At 44.8% G+C, this 24,354-nt stretch carries 14 protein-coding genes; 1 reads left to right on the plus strand and 13 read right to left on the minus strand.

The genetic code is table 11. The features are described 5' to 3' along the window. Positions 1–4: 4 nt before the first annotated feature. The 6 genes from AB4Z45_RS07165 to AB4Z45_RS07190 form a co-directional block, all read right to left on the minus strand. Positions 5–3,079 (minus strand): alpha-mannosidase, encoded by a 3,075-nt coding sequence (locus tag AB4Z45_RS07165; protein ID WP_441908489.1) that lies wholly within the window; start codon positions 3,077–3,079, stop codon positions 5–7. 254 nt (positions 3,080–3,333) lie between these two features. Next, positions 3,334–4,491 (minus strand): GntR family transcriptional regulator, encoded by a 1,158-nt coding sequence (locus tag AB4Z45_RS07170; RefSeq protein WP_441908490.1) that lies wholly within the window; start codon positions 4,489–4,491, stop codon positions 3,334–3,336. 312 nt (positions 4,492–4,803) lie between these two features. Beyond that, positions 4,804–5,877 carry a LacI family DNA-binding transcriptional regulator gene (locus tag AB4Z45_RS07175; RefSeq protein WP_441908491.1) on the minus strand — a complete coding sequence of 358 codons (1,074 nt, stop codon included), beginning with the start codon at positions 5,875–5,877 and terminating at the stop codon, positions 4,804–4,806. A gap of 12 nt (positions 5,878–5,889) precedes the next feature. Further along, positions 5,890–7,179, minus strand: a complete 1,290-nt coding sequence (locus AB4Z45_RS07180; protein WP_441908492.1) for an ABC transporter substrate-binding protein — start codon at positions 7,177–7,179, stop codon at positions 5,890–5,892. Between the two features lie 17 nt (positions 7,180–7,196). Then, on the minus strand, positions 7,197–9,047 hold the full coding sequence (locus AB4Z45_RS07185) for a cache domain-containing sensor histidine kinase (protein ID WP_441908493.1): 1,851 nt from the start codon (positions 9,045–9,047) through the stop codon (positions 7,197–7,199). Between the two features lie 20 nt (positions 9,048–9,067). After that, on the minus strand, positions 9,068–9,829 hold the full coding sequence (locus AB4Z45_RS07190) for an SDR family NAD(P)-dependent oxidoreductase (protein ID WP_076268998.1): 762 nt from the start codon (positions 9,827–9,829) through the stop codon (positions 9,068–9,070). Positions 9,830–10,119: 290 nt separating this feature from the next. On the opposite strand from AB4Z45_RS07190, the gene AB4Z45_RS07195 reads away from it, so the two are divergent. Next, positions 10,120–11,052: an ArsR/SmtB family transcription factor gene (locus AB4Z45_RS07195; RefSeq protein WP_441908494.1), complete on the plus strand. Its 933-nt coding sequence runs from the start codon at positions 10,120–10,122 to the stop codon at positions 11,050–11,052. Between the two features lie 67 nt (positions 11,053–11,119). On the opposite strand, the gene AB4Z45_RS07200 is transcribed toward AB4Z45_RS07195, so the two are convergent. The 7 genes from AB4Z45_RS07200 to AB4Z45_RS07230 all read right to left on the minus strand — a co-directional run bounded on the left by AB4Z45_RS07200 (position 11,120) and on the right by AB4Z45_RS07230 (position 24,174). Then, positions 11,120–15,271: a DUF4855 domain-containing protein gene (locus AB4Z45_RS07200; RefSeq protein ID WP_441908495.1), complete on the minus strand. Its 4,152-nt coding sequence runs from the start codon at positions 15,269–15,271 to the stop codon at positions 11,120–11,122. Positions 15,272–15,791: 520 nt separating this feature from the next. Beyond that, positions 15,792–17,066, minus strand: a complete 1,275-nt coding sequence (locus AB4Z45_RS07205) for a Gfo/Idh/MocA family protein (protein ID WP_441908496.1) — start codon at positions 17,064–17,066, stop codon at positions 15,792–15,794. An 89-nt stretch (positions 17,067–17,155) separates the two neighbouring features. After that, the gene (locus tag AB4Z45_RS07210) at positions 17,156–18,847 is read right to left on the minus strand and encodes a response regulator transcription factor (RefSeq protein WP_441908497.1); all 1,692 of its coding nucleotides are present in this window, start codon (positions 18,845–18,847) and stop codon (positions 17,156–17,158) included. A gap of 13 nt (positions 18,848–18,860) precedes the next feature. Further along, entirely contained in the window at positions 18,861–20,594 is a 1,734-nt protein-coding gene (locus AB4Z45_RS07215; protein WP_441908498.1) for a sensor histidine kinase, read from the minus strand. Positions 20,595–20,633: 39 nt separating this feature from the next. Then, positions 20,634–21,458 (minus strand): carbohydrate ABC transporter permease, encoded by an 825-nt coding sequence (locus AB4Z45_RS07220; RefSeq protein ID WP_372239007.1) that lies wholly within the window; start codon positions 21,456–21,458, stop codon positions 20,634–20,636. 93 nt (positions 21,459–21,551) lie between these two features. Next, positions 21,552–22,439 (minus strand): ABC transporter permease, encoded by an 888-nt coding sequence (locus AB4Z45_RS07225; RefSeq protein ID WP_179089829.1) that lies wholly within the window; start codon positions 22,437–22,439, stop codon positions 21,552–21,554. A gap of 94 nt (positions 22,440–22,533) precedes the next feature. Continuing rightward, on the minus strand, positions 22,534–24,174 hold the full coding sequence (locus tag AB4Z45_RS07230) for an extracellular solute-binding protein (protein ID WP_441908499.1): 1,641 nt from the start codon (positions 24,172–24,174) through the stop codon (positions 22,534–22,536). Between the last annotated feature and the right edge of the window lie 180 nt (positions 24,175–24,354).

A 24,354-nucleotide genomic window follows, 5' to 3' on the forward strand; every position in this document is an offset into this window, starting at 1 on the left:
TGCTCTACCTCCTTGCCAAACGGATCGTTTTTATTTCAAATGGAGTAAAGGCCAGATGGTATGCCCCTTCCTCCGCATGGATTCTATCGATGGGTGTTTCCATCAAATCAGTAAGCCAAGCATCCGCTTCGTTCATAGCTGCAATGAGTTTTGCCTTAAGATGTGTTCCTGCGGTTTCATATAAACGGATGATGAGATCATCTCCGTCCTCTGCCTGCTTCACCGTTTCAACCATTACATTGGAATGGTCAACGCTGAAAAATGATTTTGCTGCTGGCAAATGCTGTGCCTCGTCGCTTGCTGTCATGCTTACCGAACGCAGTGGTACGTTAAGCTCATATCCACGCTTATAAACCTCTGCCTGAACATGATCACCTTTGTGCGGGTACAAGGAGTACGTAAACTGATGCTCTGCTTGATCGGCTTCTGGATCTGGATACGATGTACTGCGCAAAAGATTTAAATCCAGCACATTCTGCCAAGCACGATGTCCGTATTTGCAATCATTGAGAAGTGCGACGCCATAATCCGACTCCGAAAGATCGATCCATTGATGAGCGCAAATTTCATCCTTCGCATAATCCCACAGCGTATTGCGATGTGTAGGGCGTTTCAAGTAGCCGAACTGAATTTCACAGCTCGCGCTGTCCGAACGAATATTGACAGGGAAGGATGTACGCAGCATCTTCGCTGATTCCTTCCAATCAACGTCCGTAACGAAATCGATGCGGCGGCTGCCTTGAGTCAGGATGACCTTCTGTGTCATTGTTGATTGACCAAACCGATATACAAGCAGCAAGCCTACCGTTGGACCATCTTGGAAAGCTGATGATTCAGACGGCTCAATCGGCACTCCTCCCGAGAGGCGATAATCTTGTTTAATATCCCATGCATCGCCCTCATCATGATACAGGCTGAGTTCATTCGCCTTCTGGCCATGCGGGATGATTTCCCGGCCAAGCTCTTTATCAATGATGGATATTATCGTGAAGTCTTCAGCGAACGTAACCGATAACATATCATTTTCCATTATCCGATCGATAGCCGATGCACTCATATCAGGAAAGAGGTTATTTGCCGCTGTTTTCTCTTGCGTCCGGGCAGCTGCAATTTCCGCTTCAGCTGCTGCCGTCTCAGCAAGCGCTAGTGAACCATTTGCAACGGCATATCCCATAGCAGGAATACGAACCCGCTGCCATGCGCCATTGTTTTCATACCATTCTTCCCGATCCCATGACAGGGAGTTAAAGATTACCTCAGAGCCTTTCTCAGCAGATACGGATTGTGCAACCGCTTCGTAAGCTTCGGAAATTAATTGCTCGACACGGTCAAGCAGTATCGCGTATCTCTCCAGCGATTCATCATATACGCGCTTGATAGAGGAGCCTGGCAATATATCATGGAATTGATAGAGCAGCACTTCTTTCCATATCGTTTCCAGCTCCTGCGCAGGATAAGGTTTGCCCTTTGTTCTTTCAGCCAAGACAGCTGCATATTCGAGCTCGCGCAAAGCTTTCTCAAGCTTACGGTTATACCGTTTATTGCGCGCTTGGCTCGTCAGCGTTCCTTGATGGCGCTCCAGATAAAGCTCCCCGGACCACACTTGATAACGATCAGAACCAACTGCAAGCTTCTCAAAAAATTGTGAAGAATGCTCTTGAACAACTGGGCTAAGGCCAAGTAAATTTTTCTCCCGCTGCAATCTCTCGAGATGCTCCTCGCCAGGACCGCCTCCGCCATCGCCGATTCCGAACAACATGAGACAATTCTCCGATACGTTTTTGTCCATATATTCATTCTCTGCCTTCACAATAGAACGAGGTGCAGCCGGGCTGTTATACGTATCCTCAGGCGGCATATGAGTCAAGACACGCGAGCCGTCGATTCCTTCCCAGTGGAATGTATGGTGGGGATGACGGTTGTAAATGCTCCATGACAGCTTCTGCGTCATCATGTAATCAACGCCTGATTTTTTCAAAATTTGAGGCAAGCTCGCTGTGTATCCAAATACGTCCGGCATCCAAAGCGACTTCATCTCTTGACCAAACTCGGCTTGGAAATACCGTTTTCCGTAAAGGATTTGACGAATCAACGCTTCCCCGCTAGGTACGTTAGTATCCGATTCAACCCACATTGCGCCTTGCAGCTCCCAGCGCCCTTCTTGCACACGCTCTTTGATGCTTGCATACAGCTTCGGATAATGGATTTTCATCCAATCATAAAGCTGTGGCTGGCTTGCTCCAAAGATGTAGTCAGGGTAACGTTCCATCATCCGCAGCACCGTTGAAAATGTGCGTGCTCCCTTACGGATCGTTTCACGGATAGGCCATAACCAAGCCAGATCCATATGCGCGTGGCCGACGGCACTAATAGTAAGCACTGGATCTCCGCCGCGTTTATCAAGCTGCTCGCGCAGCAGTTTTGATGCCTTAGCTACTCTTTCTTCACTCAAAGATGTAAGGATATGAGAGGCTTCATACAAAGACTGCAAAATGCGTGCTCTGCGTGCTGAACCTTCAGGCAAACGATCCGCCGTCTCAAGCAGTACCTCAGCGTCATAATAAAGCTGATGGATGTTCTCGTGGCAGATTGCGACTTGGGCTTCCTTCAAAGTGCCACTGCGGAAGCGACCGAACAGGTCGTTGCAGCCTGCGTCGCCCCACAAATCAATTTCTTCATCTCCCTGCGCGCTTTCACTAATGTGTACAACACGTTTGCCAGGAAGGCCAAGGCTATAATCAAACTCAGAATTTATATTCGTTAAACCCTGAGTAGGTGTTCCCTCTTCATCTACTAAACAAAGCTCACCATTCACATCAATAAGAAGCACAATTTTGGAGCCCTTCGCCTCTTGCGGTACTTTTCCGCTAAAGTGAAACCAAGCGCAGTCCCAAAGATTTCCCCAGCGGTCTCCCGCAGCGAGTTCAATCTTCCGGCCTGACTCCCTATCCTCGTAAGAAACCGGCTCCTCAGTAACCCAAGCAGTTACTTTCAAATCCGTAAGCGGCTTGTAGATTTGTTCCTTCAACCGGTCCAACAGCGACTTCAACTGCTCCGTTCTCACTTTTTCGTATGGCATTTGTAGGTCTCCTTTATCATCCAGTTCTATATTTCATACAGGCTTTTTCCCATACATGCCTATCGACTTCAAAATGTTAGCGTTTTCAGATCGTACTCGCGAAACTATTCAAAACTTCGCTATGAATTTTGCAACCAAGCTTTATAAACATTCGTCTTATTCATAATATAATATATAGATTCAATATATTCAATATATAAATAAAAAAATCTTTTCCTTAGCGGAAAAGATTCTCAATTTTATCGCTTATTCAATTATTGAACAGGTCTTGGTCCAGTCGTTTGGCGGATAACCAGCTCAGGATTCAGCAGCGTTTTGCTATATCTATTGCTTGGGTCTACCCCATTCTCAATAATGTCGATCAGCGTGCTTGCTGCACGATAACCCATATCATGCTCAAACTGATTGATATGTGTAAATAAGCTGAACTCATCTACGATAGATGTCGGGTCATCGAAGCTGATAATAGACAAATCCTCAGGCACGCGAAGCCCCGCTTGCCTAGCCATTTGATAAATTCGAACAGCCAGCCTTCCGTTAAGCGTAATATACGCCGTAGCCATTCGGTTGCGAATATAGCGGTATAACGGGTGCTTCTCCGCATCCTTAAGGCTGCCAACATTAAAGTCGGTAATAATATGAGCCGGATTAATGAGTGCGCCCTTGTTTTTCAAAGCGTCCATATAACCTTCAATCCGCTCCTGTACCGTAACCGTTTGCAGCGGAGAATCTGAGCAAATCGCAATTTCCCGGTGCCCAAGCTCCCACATATATTCGACTGCAAGGCTTGTTCCAAGCCTTCCATCCGCAGCGATATAATTGGTTTCTACGCCAGGCAGGAAACGATCGATAAGTACAAAGGGGTAGCCATTGAACTTCATATTTAATATTTCCTCGTTATAATTCTCTTCATCTACGGGAAATACAAGCAAACCGTCCGTACCGAATTCCTTGAGCGTCTTAAACGCTTCTTTCTCTTTATCGACATCTCCCTCAGACAGCAAAATCATGCTTCGGTAGCCTTTTTCTCTTAGCGCCCTCTGCACTCCCTCAACTAAACGGATGGCAAAATAATCATAAATAGATGGCATAACGAGACCAATCATACGCGTTTTATTCTGGGTTGCCGAACTTTCTAAACCAACTGTCGGCGTAGCCGGCACAATCTCATCAACTTCTACCGGTCCATCATTGCTGACGAAGCTGCCCTTTCCCGGTACCCTTGAAATGATTCCATCGTTGGCAAGTCCGACCATCGCATTCACTACAGTTATTTTACTGACGTTAAACAACTTCATTAGATCTTTTTCGGTCGGAATGCGGTCCCCCGCCTTCAAGCCTTCCGTAGCAATCAACTCGCGGATATAATCCTGGATTTTCTGGTAAAGCGGCGTACGGACTGTTGAATTCATTTGCTATCACCAAGCTCCATATTAATATTTGTAATATATAATATAGGTTAGCCTCTTTTTAGGCAATACCCACATCTTTGTCGAATGAAGTAAATCACCCTTCTTTAGAACTAAGGAAGACGCTAATTTATAGCTTTTTTCCTACACATCGAGCGTTTTTAACCACTTTCCTTGTCGAATATCGCGAATTTTGTATATGTAATATATACAATATATATTTATAATTGTATTCGAAATCGTTATCAATATGACAAATCATAAGCAATTCATCCATTTAAACTTCATTGTTCATACATCAACCTATGTCATAAGTCATGCTTTCACCTGCGCTGTTGACTCTCGGTACAAGATCTCTCCAGCTACAAGCAGCTTCTCCATCGGCTCCTGCTTGTTCGCTATTCTGCTAATCAGCCTCTCTACCGCCCGCTTGCCAAGCGCTTCCTTAGGTACATGCACCGTCGACAAAGAAGGTGTCATGCGATAGGAATCGTCAATGTTGTCATAGCCTGTAATGGACACCTCTTCCGGAACCGCAATACCTAGCTCCTTCATGGCATCAATCGCACCGATACCGATCATGTCATTTGCACATAGAAGCGCCGTTGGCATCGTTTTTGCCTTAAGTCTTTTGATTGCCCACTGTTTTATCGGCTCTTGAAACTGCTCATGCTCAAAACCTTCAACGGGAAGATAACAGTCATTGCTCATTTGAAACTTAGGCTCTACCAGAGCCTGCTCCTCCAATACACTTCGGAACCCAAGAAACCGATCCTTAAAGCTCCGCGAATAATTCATATCCCCAATAAAGCACAGCTGCGTATGTCCTTTACCAATCAAATGTTTCGTCAAACGATACATTGAATCATAATTGTTCGTAAACACCGTATCACTAGGAATCAACATATCCTCATGATCCACGAGCACCATTGGCAAGCCGATGCGATGCACCTCTAGCAGCAGCGGAGTTGAAATTTCTCCCACGCCGATAAGCCCCAATATGCCATTCGGGTTCAAGAAATGAAGGAAATGATCGACGCTTTGCTCTGACACAATGACCATGCCATAACCATCTTCTTCCAATCGCGAAGCAATTCCATCGAGGATTCTTCCCCAATACAGCGACTCCTTCGTTTGGAAGCGAATATTAGGCATAAGCACAAGCACCGATTGTTTGTGGGCGGCAGTCGTTTTGGGAAGCTGCTCAAGCTTCATTGTTTTCACATAAGCATTCTTTTGCGTAAAATAACCCAGCTGCGATGCCGCTTGAATAACCCGCTCCTGTGTTGCCTCACTTACGCCGCCTTTGCCGGAGAGCGCCTTCGAGACAACAAACTTTGATACGCTTAAATAATCAGCAATTTGCTGCATGGTAACCTTGTTTGACATCGGTAGTCCACCTTAGCTTTCAGTAATGGTTCGCGCTTCTTTCCAGCGCCTATTGTATTCGGTAAACACCTTCTGCAAATCTGGAGAGGCAATCCACTCTTGAATATAATCGCCGGACCAAAATGCAATTTGAGCTGTATTCGCAATTTCAAGCAAGAGGTCGTCTGGCACTCTGCGCTCCAGAAATTCGATGTTGAACGATAAAAACTGTTGAAATTGCGGCAAGGAAGGCTGCTTATCCTCAATCACAGGCAAGAAGCCCGAATCATCAACATAACCAGATTCGTTTACAAAAAATTTGACCCACGCCTCGGCCAGCTCTTTATTCTCGCTAAATTTGCTTACACCCACAAACCAATCCGGGCTTAGCGGCGAGAAGCGCTTCTCGCTATTGTCGTAAGGGAATGGGAAAAATCCGATATCTTCCGATTTCGCACCCGCTGCAATAACTTGATTAATGACCCAGTTACCCATTAAATACATGGCGGCTCTACCGTCAGCAAGCTCTTTTTTGGATGTTTCCCATTGATTCGTGAGCAATTGGTTTTCCACATAACCTTTTGATATTAATGTTTTGACGATGGAAATTGACTGTCCCCATGCATTATCAATAGTCCACGGCTCGTCCGTGTTGACCATATTATTTAAATAGTCGGCATTGCCAGTCATATAGCTGACTAGATCCTCGCCCCAAGTCATAAGCGGCCACTGAGCGCCATAGTTCAGATAGACGGGCACAATGCCGGCCTTCTTCAGCCTCTCGCATGCTGCATAGAACTGCTCCAAGGTCGTTGGAATTTGTGTAATGCCTGCCTTTTTAAAAGCTTGCTTATTATATACGATCCCTGTCGTGGAAGCGCCGGTAGCAATGCCAAAGCGTTGTCCAGCATAGGCTTTAAAGTCTGCAAAATGAATATGCTCAAACAAGCTGTCGCTTAGCGGCTCAAAATAATCAGGCAAATCTTCATTTTTAATATTGTTCGGAAGCAGCAGCACATCGCCTAAGCTGCGAGTGGATAAGCGCAGCATAATATCGCTGGCATAATTGGTTATGCCCTCAAACTTGACCGTTACGCCAGGATTCAGCTGTGTAAATTGATCGGCATATTTTTGAAACACGCCATTCTCGATCAGATCAACGCGATTAGTCATCACGTTAAGCGTCACATTTTGATTAGCTTGTTCCTCTTTGCTAACGGGCTCCTTTTCCTTTTCGCTGATGCCTTGTGCCTTCTGGCATCCAGTCAAGCCTATGCTGGACAAAAGAACAATAAGCAGCAGCATACAAATGTATTTGTTCATGCAGCGTCTCTCCCTCATTATAGTGGAAACTGTAAAATAACCTCGGTGCCTTTCCCCCGTTCACTGGTCACCTTCAAGCCATACGCGTTTCCGTAGTGGAGCTTGATACGCTCGTTTACATTTTTCAAGCCGATTCCGCCTGATTTGCGCTTGACGACCGCTTCCTCCGATCCTGCAAGTGAACGGTTTAAGCGATCTAATGTATCCTCATCCATGCCAAGCCCATCATCTTTTATGCGAAGAAGTACACCATGCGGCGTACGCTCGCTGCTCATCACAATTCTCATCGAGGCCTTATTGTCATCCATGCCGTGATAAATTGCATTCTCGACAATGGGCTGCAGCACAAGCTTAATCATAGGATACTTCAGCATGTCATCGGTTATATGCGTTTCTAAATGGAAGCGGTTCGGATAACGATAATTAAGCATTTCCACATAGTTGCGCATATGCAGAACCTCATTCTCCAGCGTTACTTCCTCATGCAAATCGCTTATGCTGTATCGCAGCAGCTTCCCGAGTATGGCAATCATGTCGGCTGCGATCTGATCGTCGTTCAGCTCAGCCGCCATTCGTATCGATTCGAGCGTATTATACATGAAATGCGGATTGATCTGGCTTTGCAGCGCGTGCAGTTCAGCTTCCTTCTTCTTTGTCTCCATCAAATAAATATCCTGAATGAGGTGATCGATTCGGACAATCATTCGGTTGAACTGATTGCCTAGCTGGCCTACCTCGTCCCGATATTTCACTTGAAACTGAACGTTAAAGTCACCCTCCTGCACGTTCTTCATCAATCGCATCATTTTGCGGAGCGGATTCGTTAGTGCAAAGGAAAACACAACCGATATGAAAAGCGCGACGATAATCGTAATAATTGTAGCGATCCAGGTTACGTTGCGAATGACAACGGCATCTTTCGTCAGCTCACTGTCCGGAATGGAGGTCATTACCTTCCATTTCGTATTGGGCGAGGTCGTATAAATGTATAATCGATTAACACCGTCACGCTCAAAATAAAAGCTCCCCCTCGTGCCCTTTGCCTGGGCTACCGTAGGATCACTCATAATGTTTGTGGCCATTCGCTGCTTGTCGCTGTCATAAACGACATTGCCAAGCTCATCGATAATAACCGATTTTCCATTTGTCACCTTATCAAGCTCACTCATTTGATCCTCAATGACGCTAATATTCGCATCCACCGCAATCATGCCGATAGGCTTAAGCGATTTATCAATCACCTTGCGAACGACGGTAAACGCATATTTGATGCTCTGCAAATTGCTCGTATATTTTTGCGTGCTGAACAGCCTCGCTTCACCGCCGGAAGTATTGATGAGCTCTCGCCATTTCTCATAGCTCTCCTTCACGTTCAGCCGAATGCCGCCGCCTGCTGTAGAATAATAGCCATTGCCGAACTGATCAAATATATAAACCGAGTTGGCGCCGCGTTTTATCGTATTGATGAACGAAATATTTCCCTCAATGCCTCGCTGAATCAAGAGCAGAAGGTCAAAATCGTCAGGCACCTGATTGCTGTTGTCTATCGACGTTTGCTGCCTTTTCTCGTAATAGCTGTTCGAGAGAATCAGGTTTTGTTTGATATCGTTCTGGTACGCAGGAATAGAGGAAATACGAATCATATCCTCGATATAATCGTCAACACGAACCATCATGTTCTCAAGCATCTTGGTCGAATAGACAATCGTTTTCTCCTCAATCGAACGCGAGTAATTGCTATATGAGATGTAGCCTATAAACGATAACGGCAGCGTGATTAGAAGCAGGAAAACGATAAACAGCTTCCCCTCCATTCTCATGCTGCCTAAAGCTGCCCATATGCGCCACAATCGTTTTCTGGGGCTCATCCTCTTAACTCTCCCTTATTCTAGATGGCAGGCATAACGTTTCCGCCGTTTACAGGAATGTAAGCGCCAGTTATAAAGCTTGCTAGATCCGATGCTAGAAAAGCAACCGTATTGGCAATCTCTTGGTCCGTTCCTCTGCGTTTAAGCGGAACGTTTTGTGAATAAGCAAGGTTCTCCTCCGTACCGGTGGCACGATCGCGATCGCTGATGGTCCACCCTGGCGCCACCTGATTAACCGTAATTTGATGCTCCCCAGCTTCTTTGGCTAACACACGATAGACGCCATCCATCCCGCGTTTCCCAGCTGTATAGGCTGATTGTCCCGCGAAATTTTGCATCGCGCATTCGGTGTTGATGCCAATGACTCTACCCCCGCCCCGCTCGATCATCGCCGGCACAAAAGCTTTTGCTAAAAAGACGCTTTGCAATACGCAGGATTCGAATTGGCTGACATAATCAGCAACAGGCTGTTCTAGTATGCTTGTCCATTGGTACTGAATGACCGCGTTAGCGACAACGATGTCTACATGGCCGAGCTCCTCTGTTACCTTAGCTTTCATTTCATTAATATGCTGCTCATTCGTTACGTCTGCCTGTACGATCATCGCTTTTCTGCCCATAGCTGTAATTTCCGTCTGCAATTCTTTGGCCTTTGCTTCGTTATTATTGTAGTGCAGAACGATGTTAGCGCCGCAGCTTGCCAGTGTACGTGCCATAACCCGTCCCAAATCTCCAGTGGCTCCTGTAATTAACGCTGTTTTATTAGAAAGATCAATTTGCATGAATAAGGTCACCTTTCCTTGTGGAAACAGATTTGTTAGATCATTTGCTAATAATTATGCTACCAAAAAATATTCATTTTATAAAGCTTATCCAAAAAAAATGAATTTGTACACACAAGTAAACGATACGGCGAATTAATTTACAATATGGTTATCTTCTTCATGGCTTACAGCGGCTATTTCAAGCAATATTCCTTGTGATTTCGACTATTTTCATGTATATTACAGACTATAGCCTACTCTAAACATTCACATATGTATTAATAATAACTCTTATTCGGAGGTAACCCTTGAAAATCGAGCTATCAGAGCAAAGCCTGCCTATATTTGAGGCTATATCGAGTAATGTACGCATTCAAATGATTCACCTGCTCTCCAAAAAATCAATGAACATTCGAGAGCTGGCAGAGGCTTTAGGCTTAAGCAGTGCAATCATGACAATGCACGTAAAAAAGCTGGAGAAGGCCGGAATCATTAAATCCGAAATGACCCCTGGCAAAGGCGGTGCCGCTCAGAAGGTGTGCTCGCTTAGCATGGATGGACTTGAAATAGCATTCCCCCGCAAGGACGTCGTACAGCGCGAGTCACGCAGAACCGAGGTTTCCATCGGACACTATACCGATCTCAACATCGTTCCTACTTGCGGCATTTGCACGACGGAGAAGGTTATCGGTATTTTCGACGACCCCCGCTACTTTCTTGATCCCGATCGCGTGAACGCCAAAATATTATGGTTCTCGCAAGGCTATATCGAATACAAAATTCCTAACTTCCTATTAACGAGCGAGAGTCCAGATGAGCTCGAAATTTCGATGGAAATTTCGTCTGAAGCGCCGCTCACCAATATGAACTGGCCTTCGGATCTTACGTTTTTCTTTAATGGTGTAAATGTTGGCATGTGGACGAGCCCTGCCGATTACGGTGGAAAAGGCAAGCTTAATCCATCTTGGTGGTTTGATGATGTCAACCAATTCGGTTTATTAAAGCGGTTGATTATTAAGAAGGACGGTACTTACATGGACGGCCTTAGGCTCTCGGATGTAAGTCTCGACCAGATTGATATTAGCAACAGCCACTGGACGTTCCGCATTGCGATTTTGGAGGATGCTGAGCATATTGGCGGCTTTACGTTATTCGGCTCTGGTTTCGGAAACTATAATCAGGATCTCATTTTCAAGCTGTATTATACGAAGCTGGCGCAAGAGGATCGGACAACCGTCTAATCTGCTATATACGAAAGAGAGGAGCCTCGCTTGGGGCTCCTCTTTAGCTTGGTTAAGCTGATTCCTGTCATTCTGCCTCGTTAAACTTTTCTTTCGCTGATAGCAAATTCAATATCCGGTAAAGAAACACTGCTGTTTCAGCACGAGTAGTCTGGCTGCTTGGTTTGATCATGCCGCCATCGCCTTGAATGAGCCCTAGCTCAATCATGCCTGCTATGCTGCTGGCTGCATAATCTGGCACCTTATCTGCATCCTTGAAGCTGCTGAGCGATGTAATATCGCTAGGTAGCTCTAACGCTTCCGCTGCCTTTAATGCCCGCGCTGCCATAACCATCATATCTTGCCTTGTCATCTTTGCTTGCGGCTCAAATCGTCCACCTTCCATGCCGGTAACGATACCTAGCTTCTTGGCAATAGCCACTGCATCATAATAATAATCCTGTGGCTGAACATCTGTAAATGTATCGCTTGCCTCCGCTTTCAAGCCTAGTGCTCTTACAAGCATTAGAATAAAATCTGCTCGGCTTACCTGTACAGCCGGGCTGAAGGTTGCAGCCGATGTTCCTTTTACGATACCTAAGGCAGCCAACTTCTCAACCGCTTCCTGCGCCCAAGAGTATTTGCCGAGATCTGTAAAGGCTACAACGGGCTGTTTATAAAATACTGCATAAGTACCCATACGGTCTGTTTGAAACCTGATATGCTTATCCGAGTCGGAATAGGCTGCTGCCGCAATTGCTGATGCTGTTCCTTGTTCATTAATGGACAATATACCGATGCTTGACGCTGTCTCGCTGCCTGTTAACAAATACGGAACCGTAACGGTAATCGGTGCCTTTGCATTGTTCCATGTATAAGCCTTTCCGTCCAATAGTGCCGAAAGCTCAACGACTGCTCTTTCACCTACCTGGATTTGTACATCCTGCTTCAACGTTTTAAGGTCCCGCTCGCCAATGATAAGCCGCAGCTCCTTGCCAAGCTCTGCTGACTTCACCAGCATCTGTCCAGAAAGCAAGATCGTTGCTTTAGGCGTCGTTACTTCAATAAGCAAGTTAGGATGGTCAGACAAGAAGGATACAGGAAGATCCAAGGCATATTTCGCTGCCTCGCCGTTTTTCTTAAGCACAATCGTTGCTTTCAGCTTTCCGTCTTTATCTGCTTTCGCCCGCGCTATCGCCTTCTGCAGGTCTTGTTCACTGACCACACCGACAGCCATCGTTCCGCTCGGATCAAGCTTAGTGCTCATTTCCGTTTTGACAGAACCATCTGATTGCAGCTGGAACAAGTCAGGAGTGGAAATAACCGAGTCACCGCCTCCTCCGCCAGTCGATGCTTTCTTGTACTCAAAAGTAACCCGTTTAGGCTCGCTCATATCATCTAATGCTAGATATGCCTCATAGATACCCTCTACATCACCTGTCAATGTAAAGGCGAATTGAAAGTTTCCAGCTTCTGTACTCGTCGTCTCGGCTGTGTAATTCACTTTTCCTTGTGGATCGACAACTTTCAAACTTACGTTTGCAAGATCGCCATTCATCACTAGACCGTCTAAAGTTACTTTTTTTGATGCCAGATCTATAGTAGTTTTAATACCTTCAATAGGCTTGGCTTCCTCTGCTCCCGATAAGTGATAAACGCCAAATTCATAGAACGAATATCCGTAAAATGTTGCTCTTTCGATCCCTTCAAATTTAATATATCTAGCCTTTATAGGGTCAAAATGAACCGTTTCTTTGCCGTCTTTCGCCGTAATTATACCATCATTTTCCTTGATAACACTCTTCCAATTTTGCTTATCATCGGAGACGAGTAATTTATAGGTTTTTGCGCGAGCGTATTCCCAATCAATCGTTACAGTGTCCATCTCCGTCACTTCTCCGAGATCGACCTGGAACCATGTATTGTTCAGCAGTTCACTTGCCCATCTTGTTGAAGGGAATCCATCAACTGCTCTCCCCGGAGCATAATTTGGATTATCGGCTTCTACTGTAGATGCTTCCGCGGCCTTATTCTGTGCCAAATTTCCAAGCAGGTAATAGACGTCTTCCTTCAGCGTGCTGTACGCCCCGTCTGTAATCATATGCTCTTTTTTCAGAAGCTCCAGCTTCGCATTAAAGCCTTTTAAGTACTTGGTAAACTTCGACTTGTCGTTTCCTTCGAACCGGCTCATCATCTCCAAATAATTGTTCAGCGAGCGAGCTGCTTCGTCATTCGTGATTTGTTTGGTTTCCTTGTAGCTTTCAATTAATGTTTTCAAATCGGATGCGCTGGTACCCGCTTCAATCACATAAAATGTTTTCTCCGATTTGCCTGCTGCTACGGTTATGACAAGCTCATGTTTTCCTGGCTTGCCTGCCAAATTTACAACCGTTCCTTCTGTGTAAGGCTTGCCATTAAAGGTAGCTGTTACTTTATTCAATCCGCTTCCATCATCATTGATTAATTTCCATGTAAACGAAACGGGTTCTCTTTCCGAAATAGCCACTCCGCTTTGAAGCACTTGGCCATTCATTTGTACTTCTGCTTTTGGAGGGGCAGCGTTGTTCGCTTGATACGTTCCATTTATAAATTGATAGAGCCAATCGTACAAAATGCGTGTTGCAGGATCAGCACTTACCGCCGTATCAAATACAGCATTATTACCTTGGTAGTAGGCTTTAAAGGCTGATTGCATAAAGCCGGTTTGGACGCCGCTGTTTAAATAATCAACATACCGCTCCCTAAACACGCCATCAGTCACCATACGATCATCAAACTCAAGCTCAACGCCCATCCCATACTGCTTCGCTATGTTCGTGGCGTCTTCCAGACGATCCTCATCCAATGGCTCGAAAAAGTAGTTTGGCTGGAAGGCTACTGCATCTATCCCGACATCCTTCCACATATGGCTTTTGTAAGCTAAGAAGTGCGGTATCCAGAAAAGCTTCAAGTTCTGAGCATGCACTTTATTACTCGTCGAACGAATTAAATCCGGCCCTGTCGCGCTTGTACTGATTTGTTCCTCCAGCCAGTACATGCCGGCAAGCTCAAGATGAGAGTAATGGTTTGATGCCCATTTTTGTTCGGCTTCATTTAACCACCACTGTATCGCTTTCTCTCTATTTGCATACGCCTTCATTTCTCCGACTTCAGAAGCATTAAAGCTTTCAGATATACCATCACCGTCAATATCTCCGAAATCGTTCACATACTCACCTGGGTCTGGAATCATTAAAACAACCTTTACCTTATGATCAGGCTGATTCAGCTTGCTTCCTACTTCCATCGCCGCTTCGTTTAGCTGCTGCATATCGCCTGTTTCTGCAAATGTTTTGTTCAGGTACCATTTCCAGTCCTCCAGTGTAGCTCCTCCGCCAAACGCATTTCCGGCCGGCGATGTAAGTCCAAGATAAAGAACGCCGTCAAAAAGCCAATCCACTGGTTCTCCGGCAAGGTCTACGTAACTGATATTAGGAATAATCCGATCCTTCGTCCAAGTTCCCTTATCATTCGCATATTGTCCGTTATAGAGCAATCCAAGATTACGAATGCCAGCCGTTGCTTCTCCCGGCTCTAAGTAGCTCGGCTGCTCAGCGGCAACTTCTTCTGCACCTTCCACTTTTCCATCTGCGCCCCATATTTCGATTTCATCAATGAAGGTCCAAGCTCTCGTATGCATCGAGAAGGTTACTTTCACATAACGGGCATAAGCCATCTCCGCATCAGAATTCCCGCTTTTGATGCCATCTCTGCTTCCATTCCATTCATATACCTCTTCTCTTGGCGGACCATCCCCCCAAAGCAGCTTGGTTGAATTGTGTGAAAGCGTTCCCCAATTTTCTTTGTCGTCGGAGACGTACATTGATACCGTCAACGGCACAAGCATCGTGTTGTCAGGCCAATCCTGCAAAAATCGCGCTTTAATGCTCGAGATAGATTTCTTCTCCCCTAAATCAAACACAACCTCGCGTGTCATCTTCTTCACATGTCCTACCCAAGCCGGGTCCGACATATCCAACTTGCCATAAATGCCATCCGTCAGCTTATTATGATCGTCGGGGTACTTAGCCTCCGGCGCTTCGGACCATTCATATCCAAGCCCCGCAGCAAGATTACGGAATGCAGACTGTCCCTGATCCTGTCCCTGATCTTGTCCCTCTTCCGCTTGTACTGCCGGAACCAGTGTCAATAACAGGGCACTTATCAATGCGATAGCTATCCAGCTTTTACTTCTTTTCATTAATGACAGCTCCCTTTCTATTCTCAAATAAAAAGACTACTAAACATGTGTACAATAGGTTTCATTTCAAGCCTGCTTTAAGTCTTTTGCAGCACTCAATCCCCCTTTCTAAGATTCCATCGCAACCGATGTAGAAGCTTGCAGCCATGTTCTTACTGTTACTTTAAGAAACTTGACCCGACTTTCAAAGAGATAACTTATGACTTTGATATACATTTGTTTACTTGTCTCATTTCACCGCCCAGATTGCCCTTGTCATGGACAAATAAATGGGCCTATCTCAAAAATAATTAGACCCAAATAAGGAATGGCGTCACAGAAAAAATTTCTGTGACGCCATTTTTTTCATCAGCTGCATGATTATTAATAAAATCGAGCTATCTCTCCAGTGAGTATATCTCTTTTGAGACTCGCCCTATTTCATCGTGCCTTGTATGGAAGCGATAGGTTTTATTTTACAACGCATTCTACTTTCGCATTTATGCGTAGAGACACCTTATCCCAACCCTGCCTATTTACCTTATGCAGGCAGCTCTTGCTTCTCAAGCATATCCGACAGTTTGATCGCAAGCCCCTCATGCAGCCTTGAATGCTCCGACGCAAATGCGATCAGATGGCTTTGCAGCGACGCCGTTGCAGAGGTCAAGCCATGTGAAGGATTGCTGTCGAACTGGCAAACGTTTCGCAGGAACGAGCTGACCATCCGATCATCTCCGCCTCCGTGGCCATCCCCTTGGACGCTGCAGCGAATTTCAAGCTGTTCTCCCGTTGCATAACGATACAGCGTAAAAGAACCTTTCTCCATATCGCCAATAATTTCACCTTTTGTGCCCATCATTTGAACACGGCGTGTACCGCTTTGCGTCAATCCTGACATAATGAACGATGCATTCGCTCCATTCTCGAATTGCATATTCACAACCTGATGGTCAACGACATTGTTATCGCAGCGGTATACACAACGTCCAAACGGTCCTTCCTTCAGTGCTTTCAGAATACCCTCTTGTGACAAATCATTCGTCATATATCTCGCCCAAGCGTGATCCGGCGCCTGCATATACATCTTTATCGCTGAGAAAGCACATTCCTTCTCGACGGCGCAACCATCAATGCAGCGTTCCGTTGAACCATCCGGAGCATTCTCCGATTTGAAATGCAGTAAAGAGCCGTACGAGCTAACGCTTGTACAAGGCTGATCCATAAGCCAGGAGATGATATCCAGATCGTGGCACGATTTGGCTAAAATCATTGGACTAGTCTCCTCTGAATTCCGCCAATTGCCGCGCACATAACTATGCGTCATATGCTGATAACCAACATTCTCCGTTAATTGAATCGTACCCACCGTGCCAAGCTCGCCGTCCTCGATACATTTTTTAATCCCAGACCAAAATGGTGAATACCGAAGAACATGCGTAACAACAAGCAGCCTTTTATGCCGCAGTGACGCCTGCTCAAGCTGAATGCATTCCGTAAGTGAAGGCGACATCGGCTTCTCAAGCAGGACGTGATAACCGAGCTCCATGGCCTTCATCGCCGGTATATAATGCATCCGATCGAGTGTACAGATGATCATGACATCTGCTATACGCCCTTGCTCAAATACTTTCTCCCAGCTGTCATACACATGCTCTTGGTTGATTTGATGGATTTCTGCAAACCGCTTTCTGCGTTCTTCATTTGGTTCAGCTACAGCAACCATTTTTAATTCATTCGGAAATTTCTCCGCATACGGCCCGTAAATGTATCTCCCTCTGCTGCCTGCGCCTAGTAATACGGCTGTTAATGTTCTCAAAATTTCTCCTCCTCTTGTGCGCTATCTATACCTCAATTGTAAGGGGAGCGTTCAGGAGGAGACAGAGATCGTTGTTTACAATCCATATACTATTGTTGACCTTGCATTTGCGACTGGCACCTTGCCATGCGGAAATCCTGCGGCGTCGTTTCATTCTGCTTCTTGAAAAACCGAATAAAGGCAAGCGCGGAATTGTACCCGAGCGCAGCCGCAATTTCGTTGACTTTCATGGATGTGTTCAGAAGCATGTCTTTGGCAACCAAATTCCGATAGTCGTTCACGTATTTCGATAAGCCTATGCCCGTTATTTGCTTATAAAGTCTGGACAAATAAGAAGGATTTAAGCTTACGTAATCGGCTAAAGCGGTTAAGGAAATATCGGTAGACAAATTCTCTTCAATAAAGCGATGTACTTTATTTACAACCTCAGTCGGCAATTGCGAGCCTCGCAGTGTATTCCATTCAAAAAAACAGTCTGCCATTTGCCTATAATACTGAATCAATTCCGTCCATGAGGTAGAGTCCCCGTAGCGGTATAACTTCTCCAAGTCGAGCTGCGTATTCATGTAATCCCGAATGTCCCGGTTTTTGTGTATATAGTAAAGAAACACTGCCGAGAGGGAATGATACATTTCTATTTTGCGCTCATTGGGCGTTCCTGGGACATTCCAAATGGCAGTAAGCTCCACATACAATTTATTGAACTGCTCCCGATTGTTATTTTCTAGACAGCTCATCAGCAATTGCACCCGAGCATGGTAAAAGCTATCATGAATGCTGCTGGCTTTATCGTCTGTCTCTTGATTCTGAATGTCCTTATCGGTCATAATGACCTCATTAAACAATCCATGCCCTTGCACAAAACCATATTTGTTCGCATGAAAACGATCCGATAGATCATTCCATTCCGTCACTTCGCTGCCAAGGAGAAAAGAAACGGTCGTTCCGAGCAGCCTCTTGCATGTGCCTTGAATCGTTTCCAATATGCCGCTCGTATAGCGATAGGCTCTAACAAAATCCAAATTGCTGGAACTGGTATCAGCAGATAACTCATCAGAGCTTTTCGGTTGAATCAGCCAGACGATCTTTGACAGCTCAAATACAACGGAATAGCTTCTTACCTGTGCAGACAAATATTCGTCGCCAATATTTTGCAGCGCATAAGTTAATAAAGCTTTATCCGGCGCAGTGAACATTTCCTTCCATACATCGACTCTGGCAATAAGTACATAAACCGGCAGGGCAGCATCGAGCGGAATATTTAATTCATTGAAGGCCTGCTTCAACTGATTCTCCGCTGCATGCTTGCCCTGCAAAAGCCCCCATATATACTCTTTTTGCAGTGAGGGCAATGCCAGTCTCATACTGGTTTGCGCTCTCGTAATCATCTGTACTTGATCCTGTTCCTCTTCTATTTTCTCGATGGCTCGTTCGACAGACTGGATGATTTTCTCGTCGCTTTCTATTTTCAGAATATAATCAAAACCACCGTAAGTAATGGCGTTTCTTGCATATTGAAAATCGTTATATCCCGTTAGAAAAATAACTTTGCAGGCAGGCCACTGTACCTTTATTTCCTGCAACAGCTCGATTCCTTCTATTCCCGGCATTTTAATGTCGGATACGACGATATCCATGCGATGCTGGGATAATACGTCCAATGCTTCTTCCCCTGAATAAGCTTTCATCACTTCGAGCTGCAAATGCTCTGTCTGCTCGAACAGCTCTACTAATCCATCAACAATAATGGGCAGGTCATCTACAATGAGCAGTCTGTACATGATGCTTCCTCCTCTAGCTTGCACTCAGTTTGATTGTGACCATCAATCCGCCTAAATCAGATCTTGACAGCGCAAGGCCGTAATCCTCTCCGTAACGCAGTTGAATTCTACGATGCACATTTATAATTCCTGTTGTTTCCTCGATATGATTTCTAGAATGCCGCAGCTTCTTCTGAAGCTGTTCAATCTCATTATCCGTAATGCTCTGGCCATTATCTTCTACATAAATCGTGAATTCATTTTCCGTTTGGTCACTGTGTACCTTCAATTCACCGCGCTGTACCATATTGCCTAAAGCATGCTTATAGGCATTCTCAATAATAGGCTGCAAAATAAGCCTTGGTACGTGAATAGCTGGGACATCTCCTGCAAAAGAAACCTGTATCCGTTCCCCGTAACAGATCGATTGCATGTCAACATAAGTACGCGAATGCTCTACCTCAAGCTCAAGAGGGATCTCATCCTCATCATCGCGAGTAATAAACTGAAAGTATTGCCCAATGTATAAACAAAATTGATAGGCCTTCTCCTTCTGACTGTCCAATTTAATTAACCGGCACAGAACAAAAAAACAGTTATATAAAAAATGAGGATTAATTTGCGATTGCAGTCGTTTCAGCTCCGAACGCTGATTCCGAATTTGCTGCTCGTAATTTTCCTTAATTAACGTATTGAGCGATCGTACCGTGTCATTAAAGGCTTTGTACAAATATCCGAATTCATCTCCTCCACGGTCAATCACAATCGGCTCCAGCCTATTCTGCTGAACACGGCGAAAGGCTTGCACCAGCTTCATTAGAGGCCGGTAAATAAAGCGCAATAGGAAATAGGTGAAAAATAAGACGATACCTACCGAAAGAGCACAAGCCCATAAAAATAATGTTCTGTACATTTGCAATGATCCAAGAACCTTCTCTTCAGGAATACAGGTAATCGAATAGGAATTCCAAAGCGTAGAATATTTATACACTGTAAGAAAGCGCTTACCATTGTAGATAACCGTTTCGTAACCTTCATTGGACTTTGATTGCTGCTTTTTAACAGCCAAAGCTTTCATTTGCCCCAGTAAAGCCGGGTCTACCCCGCTTTCAATTTCCCAGCCGCGTTCTAAATTAAGAAGCACGCTGTGTCCGTCTCTAGTTCCGCCAATTTGCGATAACGTTTCCTTTATTTTGCTCGTTGAGAGCTCAACCCCTACAATATATAGCGGATTTTTCACAGTATTAGTAGGATATTGCATCGTTATAAACAATCGGTTTCCCCAATAAATGAACGGTTCTTCATACAATTTCACATTAGCCTGCATCGCGGTATACTCCGATTCATTCAAAGAGGTCTCAAAGTCATTGCTCAGAATCGTGCGCTTGATTAATGGAATATACGCCTTTGCTTCTTTAATAAACGGACTTGAATTTTTCATAAGCTCAAGCCTTCGCTGGATATCCAATATTTTGCGCGAACGCTCATATGAGCTCATGTCATTGCCCGTTGTAGCAATTTCCATTAAATCTTTGTCCATCACATAGTTCGGCAAGTAACGGCTAATTCGATCCGCTTCCTTGTCGAGAGAGTCCATATAAAACCTAGTCGTATTCAGTATCGATTCTGAGATCTCGCTGCGAATATTTTCCGAGCCCTTCTCTATAATCATCCAAGTAATGGCCATCAGCGGCAGCAAGGCCGCCAAAAAGGCAGCCATAATTTTTTTGAAAATGGAGGAATCATGCAAAAAGAATAGGTTTTTCATCGTTTTTACTCCTGCTAGTAGTAGTAGACCCTTCCGGCACTATTCTTTTACGCTCCCCATTACGATTCCTTTGATGAAAAACCTTTGCAAAAAAGGATACACAATCAGAATCGGAAATGCTGCGACAAAAATTTGTGCCGCTCGGCTTGTGCGATCAGACAGCTTGAGCATTAATTCGGCATTCTCCGCTTTAATAAAGCGGAAATCCATCTTGATAATGACCGTCTGCAGAAACGTCTGAAGCGGATAATTCTCAGTATGATTCATATACAGCATGCCGTCAAACCAACTATTCCAATGCCCCACCATCGTAAGAAGTCCCGTCGTTGCCAAAGCTGGTAACGATAGCGGTACATATATTTTCCATAATGTAGTGAAATGACCTGCACCATCTATACGCGAGGATTCCTCTAGTTCTTTAGGCAAATTACGATAGAAGTTAAGCAATAAAATAACATTAAACACCGGAATAGCCGTTGGCAGGACGAGCGCCCACATCGTATCGATTAAACCTAGCGATTTTACAGTCAAATATGAAGGAATCAGACCGCCGCTGAACAAAATCGTAAACACGAATAACCATGCATATAAGGTTCTAAGCCGAAATTGACGGGGATCTTTGGATAATGGATAAGCGGTTATAATCATCAAAACCATACTAATGGAGGTTCCTAGAACAACGCGCTGAATCGATACCCAGAACGCACGCAAATATTCCGGTTTTCCAAATACATTATCATAAGCCGCAGTGGTGAATTCAACCGGCCATAAAATAACCTTCCCAGCAGCCGCGGCAGCTCCAGAGCTGAATGAGATCGCCAAAATATGAATGATTGGCATGAGGCATAAGAAGGATGTCAGCATGAGAAAAGTAAAGTTGCATGCTACAAATAGCCGTCTGCTAAATGATCGGTTTGTAATCACGTAATGTCTCCCTTCTGAATTACGAACGCATCGTTAGAAAATGCGGTAATTCGCTACACGATAAGCTAACAGATATGAAAGAGAAATGAATATAAAAGAGACGATAGATTTCAATAAGCCTACTGCCGTGGCGAAACCGAATTGCGCTTGCTGCACACCCATTCGATAGACAAAGGTGTCAATAATATCTGCGCTTTCATAGACAGGCGGACTATACAAATTAAAGATTTGTTCGAAGCCAGCGTTGAGTACATTCCCGATATTAAGCGTAAACATAAGTACGATAATCGGCATCATTCCAGGCAGTGTGACATGGAAGGTCTGTTTGATACGCCCTGCACCGTCAATTTCGGCTGCTTCGTAAAGCGAGGGATTGATGCCCGTCAGCGCAGCCAAATACACAATTGTACCAAATCCAAACTCCTTCCATACATCCGAGGCGACCATAACATAAGGAAACCAATCATTGCTCCCTAAGAAAAAAATAGGTTTTATCCCGAACAAGCCTAATATTTGATTGAAAACGCCTGAGGATGGAGAAAAAACATCAACGATAATTCCGCTCAGCAGTACCCATGATAGAAAATGAGGCAAGTAAACGAGCGTCTGAAACGTCCGTTTTATCCATTCTCTCCGCAGCTCATTAAGCAATATCGCAATCGTGATCGGTACAATGAGACCTACTATGATTTTCATCACGGCGATATAGACCGTATTAAAGAAAATACGCCCGATATCAGGGTAATCAATCAATAGCTGAAAGTTTTTCAGTCCAATGAAGGGGGACCCGAATAACCCTTTGTTTGGTACATATTTCTGAAAAGCCATCATGATGCCGACCATCGGGACATAGCTAAAAATCAAAACCAAAACGATTCCCGGAAGCAGCATCAGATGAAGAGGCCATTCCCTCTTCCACATCCGTGTCAGTACATTCAAGCCATTCACCTCGTTGTTTAAGGTTAATAAAAAGAGGGATTGCTTCAACCAATCCCTCTACTCATTCGTTTTGCAATTATTTCAGAGCAGCGTAAAACTCGTTTACTTCTTTTGTAATTTCATCGCCGCCAAGCTTTTTCCATTCCACGACGAATTTATCGAATTCATCCACCGATACTTGATTCATGATGATTTTGAAGAAAACTTCATCGCGCTTCTTGAGCAAAATTTCTTGTCGGTCTACCATAGTCGGAGTAGGCGCGCCGTAAAATTTATTTTGCAAATATTGCTTATTCTTCTGGATTTCCGGTACATGAGAGAACGCGCCGCCTGGGCCTGAAATCAAATACTCCCACCACATGCTCGTATCGCCGTCAACATACTTCATTGCCCGCTCATACCGCGTTTTATGATCCTTCGTCACCAACATGCTAGTGTCTTTATTGGCAATCGCTTTTGGCAGTATTTCGCCGTTGTTATCCAGTTGTTTACCTACGCGCAGCGGACTAAGCAGCCAGTAGTTGTTGCCCTTCTCTTTCAAGTCTTTACCGAATTCATATACCTTTTGCTCATCGGTTGGATGATTATCGACGGCAATCCACTGGTTCAGCAGCTTAATAACGCCTTCTGGATGCTTCGCCTTCTTGGAGATGACATAATATTCATCAACACCCAGCCCGATTTGGGATAATGCAGGGCTGCTGTCTACTGTTGGAATCGGGAATGCCCCCCACTCCTGAACCACTTTACCGTCCTTCACAGCACCTTTCACAAGCTGAGCTGGTGTCCAAGATGCGCCATAAACCATACCAATGCTATTGTTGTAAACGAGTTCTGATGCTTTCTCCACATCTTTTACAGCGAACTCAGGATCAATCAGCCCTTTTTTGAACATATCCTGCAGTGCAGCAAGCGCATCCTTTACTTGCGGCTGAATGTCGCTGTTAACCAAGCCGCCTTTGCCATCTTCGATCCAAATATTTTCATAGGCATGATAGCCATTGAGGAATGCACGCAGTCCCGTTACTCCTGTATCTATACTGAATGGATTTTTACTTACGGCAAGCCCGTATGATGTACCTGTGCCGCCTGGATCCTTGGCTTTGAAAGCTTCAGCAATCGCCATGAAATCTGCCATCGTCTTCGGCTCAGGCAAATTCAGCTCCTTCAGCCAGTCTGTACGCACATACAAAAACTGATATTGGTACGGATTGTATGAGCTCGGAATACCCATCAGCTTGTTGTCGAACATCGCTGTTTTCATCTGCATGCCGCCATCCATCGTCAAAAACTTTTTCGTTTCCTCCGTGGCATTCTCGTCATACACTTTGGTCAAATCCATAATCATATCCGCTTCAGTCAGCTCTTTCAATTGCGTTGCATTAACTAAGAGAAAATCGGGAAGATCATCGGAAGCGATCGTAATCTTTACCTTTTCCTTGAATTGGCTCGTATCGGCTACCCACTTGTTCGTAATCTTGACGCCAATGTCTTTCTCATAGGCATCGTATACGGAATTTTTCTCGAAGCTCTCGCCCTCATCAAACTTCAAATATTGATCGCTTGGCGAAACCGTCGATACTTCAATCACTTCATTTCCTTTTTCAACGGGCGTGTTAGTCGATTTTTCCGGTTCATTCGTGTTTTTGCCACATCCGGCAACGGCCAAGCTAAGAACCAATGCGATACTCAAGAGCGCCTTCCTTTTCTTCTTCATACTACCCCTCCACATGGTCTTCATAATAATAATGCGGCTGCTTTTATGCAGCTTTCCTTCTTAGTTCTAGTATAGAAAGGTGAGCAATGTTGATCCATATACTAGTCTTTACTTTCGTATACACCTCTTGACTCGAGCGAGCTCCTGCCTGTACAAAGCGATGAAATGCTGAAGATCTAA

Source organism: Paenibacillus sp. MCAF9 (genome assembly GCF_052114265.1).
Lineage (GTDB): Bacteria > Bacillota > Bacilli > Paenibacillales > Paenibacillaceae > Pristimantibacillus.

What these genes read in the sequence shown, in the direction of transcription:
- AB4Z45_RS07200 (WP_441908495.1), bottom strand. Translation starts at nt 15,271, where the DNA reads ATGAAAAGAAGTAAAAGCTGGATAGCTATCGCATTGATAAGTGCCCTG.
- AB4Z45_RS07190 (WP_076268998.1), bottom strand. Translation starts at nt 9,829, where the DNA reads ATGCAAATTGATCTTTCTAATAAAACAGCGTTAATTACAGGAGCCACT.
- AB4Z45_RS07175 (WP_441908491.1), bottom strand. Translation starts at nt 5,877, where the DNA reads ATGTCAAACAAGGTTACCATGCAGCAAATTGCTGATTATTTAAGCGTA.
- AB4Z45_RS07180 (WP_441908492.1), bottom strand. Translation starts at nt 7,179, where the DNA reads ATGAACAAATACATTTGTATGCTGCTGCTTATTGTTCTTTTGTCCAGC.
- AB4Z45_RS07215 (WP_441908498.1), bottom strand. Translation starts at nt 20,594, where the DNA reads ATGAAAAACCTATTCTTTTTGCATGATTCCTCCATTTTCAAAAAAATT.
- AB4Z45_RS07230 (WP_441908499.1), bottom strand. Translation starts at nt 24,174, where the DNA reads ATGAAGAAGAAAAGGAAGGCGCTCTTGAGTATCGCATTGGTTCTTAGC.
- AB4Z45_RS07225 (WP_179089829.1), bottom strand. Translation starts at nt 22,439, where the DNA reads ATGTGGAAGAGGGAATGGCCTCTTCATCTGATGCTGCTTCCGGGAATC.
- AB4Z45_RS07165 (WP_441908489.1), bottom strand. Translation starts at nt 3,079, where the DNA reads ATGCCATACGAAAAAGTGAGAACGGAGCAGTTGAAGTCGCTGTTGGAC.
- AB4Z45_RS07220 (WP_372239007.1), bottom strand. Translation starts at nt 21,458, where the DNA reads ATGCTGACATCCTTCTTATGCCTCATGCCAATCATTCATATTTTGGCG.
- AB4Z45_RS07210 (WP_441908497.1), bottom strand. Translation starts at nt 18,847, where the DNA reads ATGTACAGACTGCTCATTGTAGATGACCTGCCCATTATTGTTGATGGA.
- AB4Z45_RS07185 (WP_441908493.1), bottom strand. Translation starts at nt 9,047, where the DNA reads ATGAGCCCCAGAAAACGATTGTGGCGCATATGGGCAGCTTTAGGCAGC.
- AB4Z45_RS07170 (WP_441908490.1), bottom strand. Translation starts at nt 4,491, where the DNA reads ATGAATTCAACAGTCCGTACGCCGCTTTACCAGAAAATCCAGGATTAT.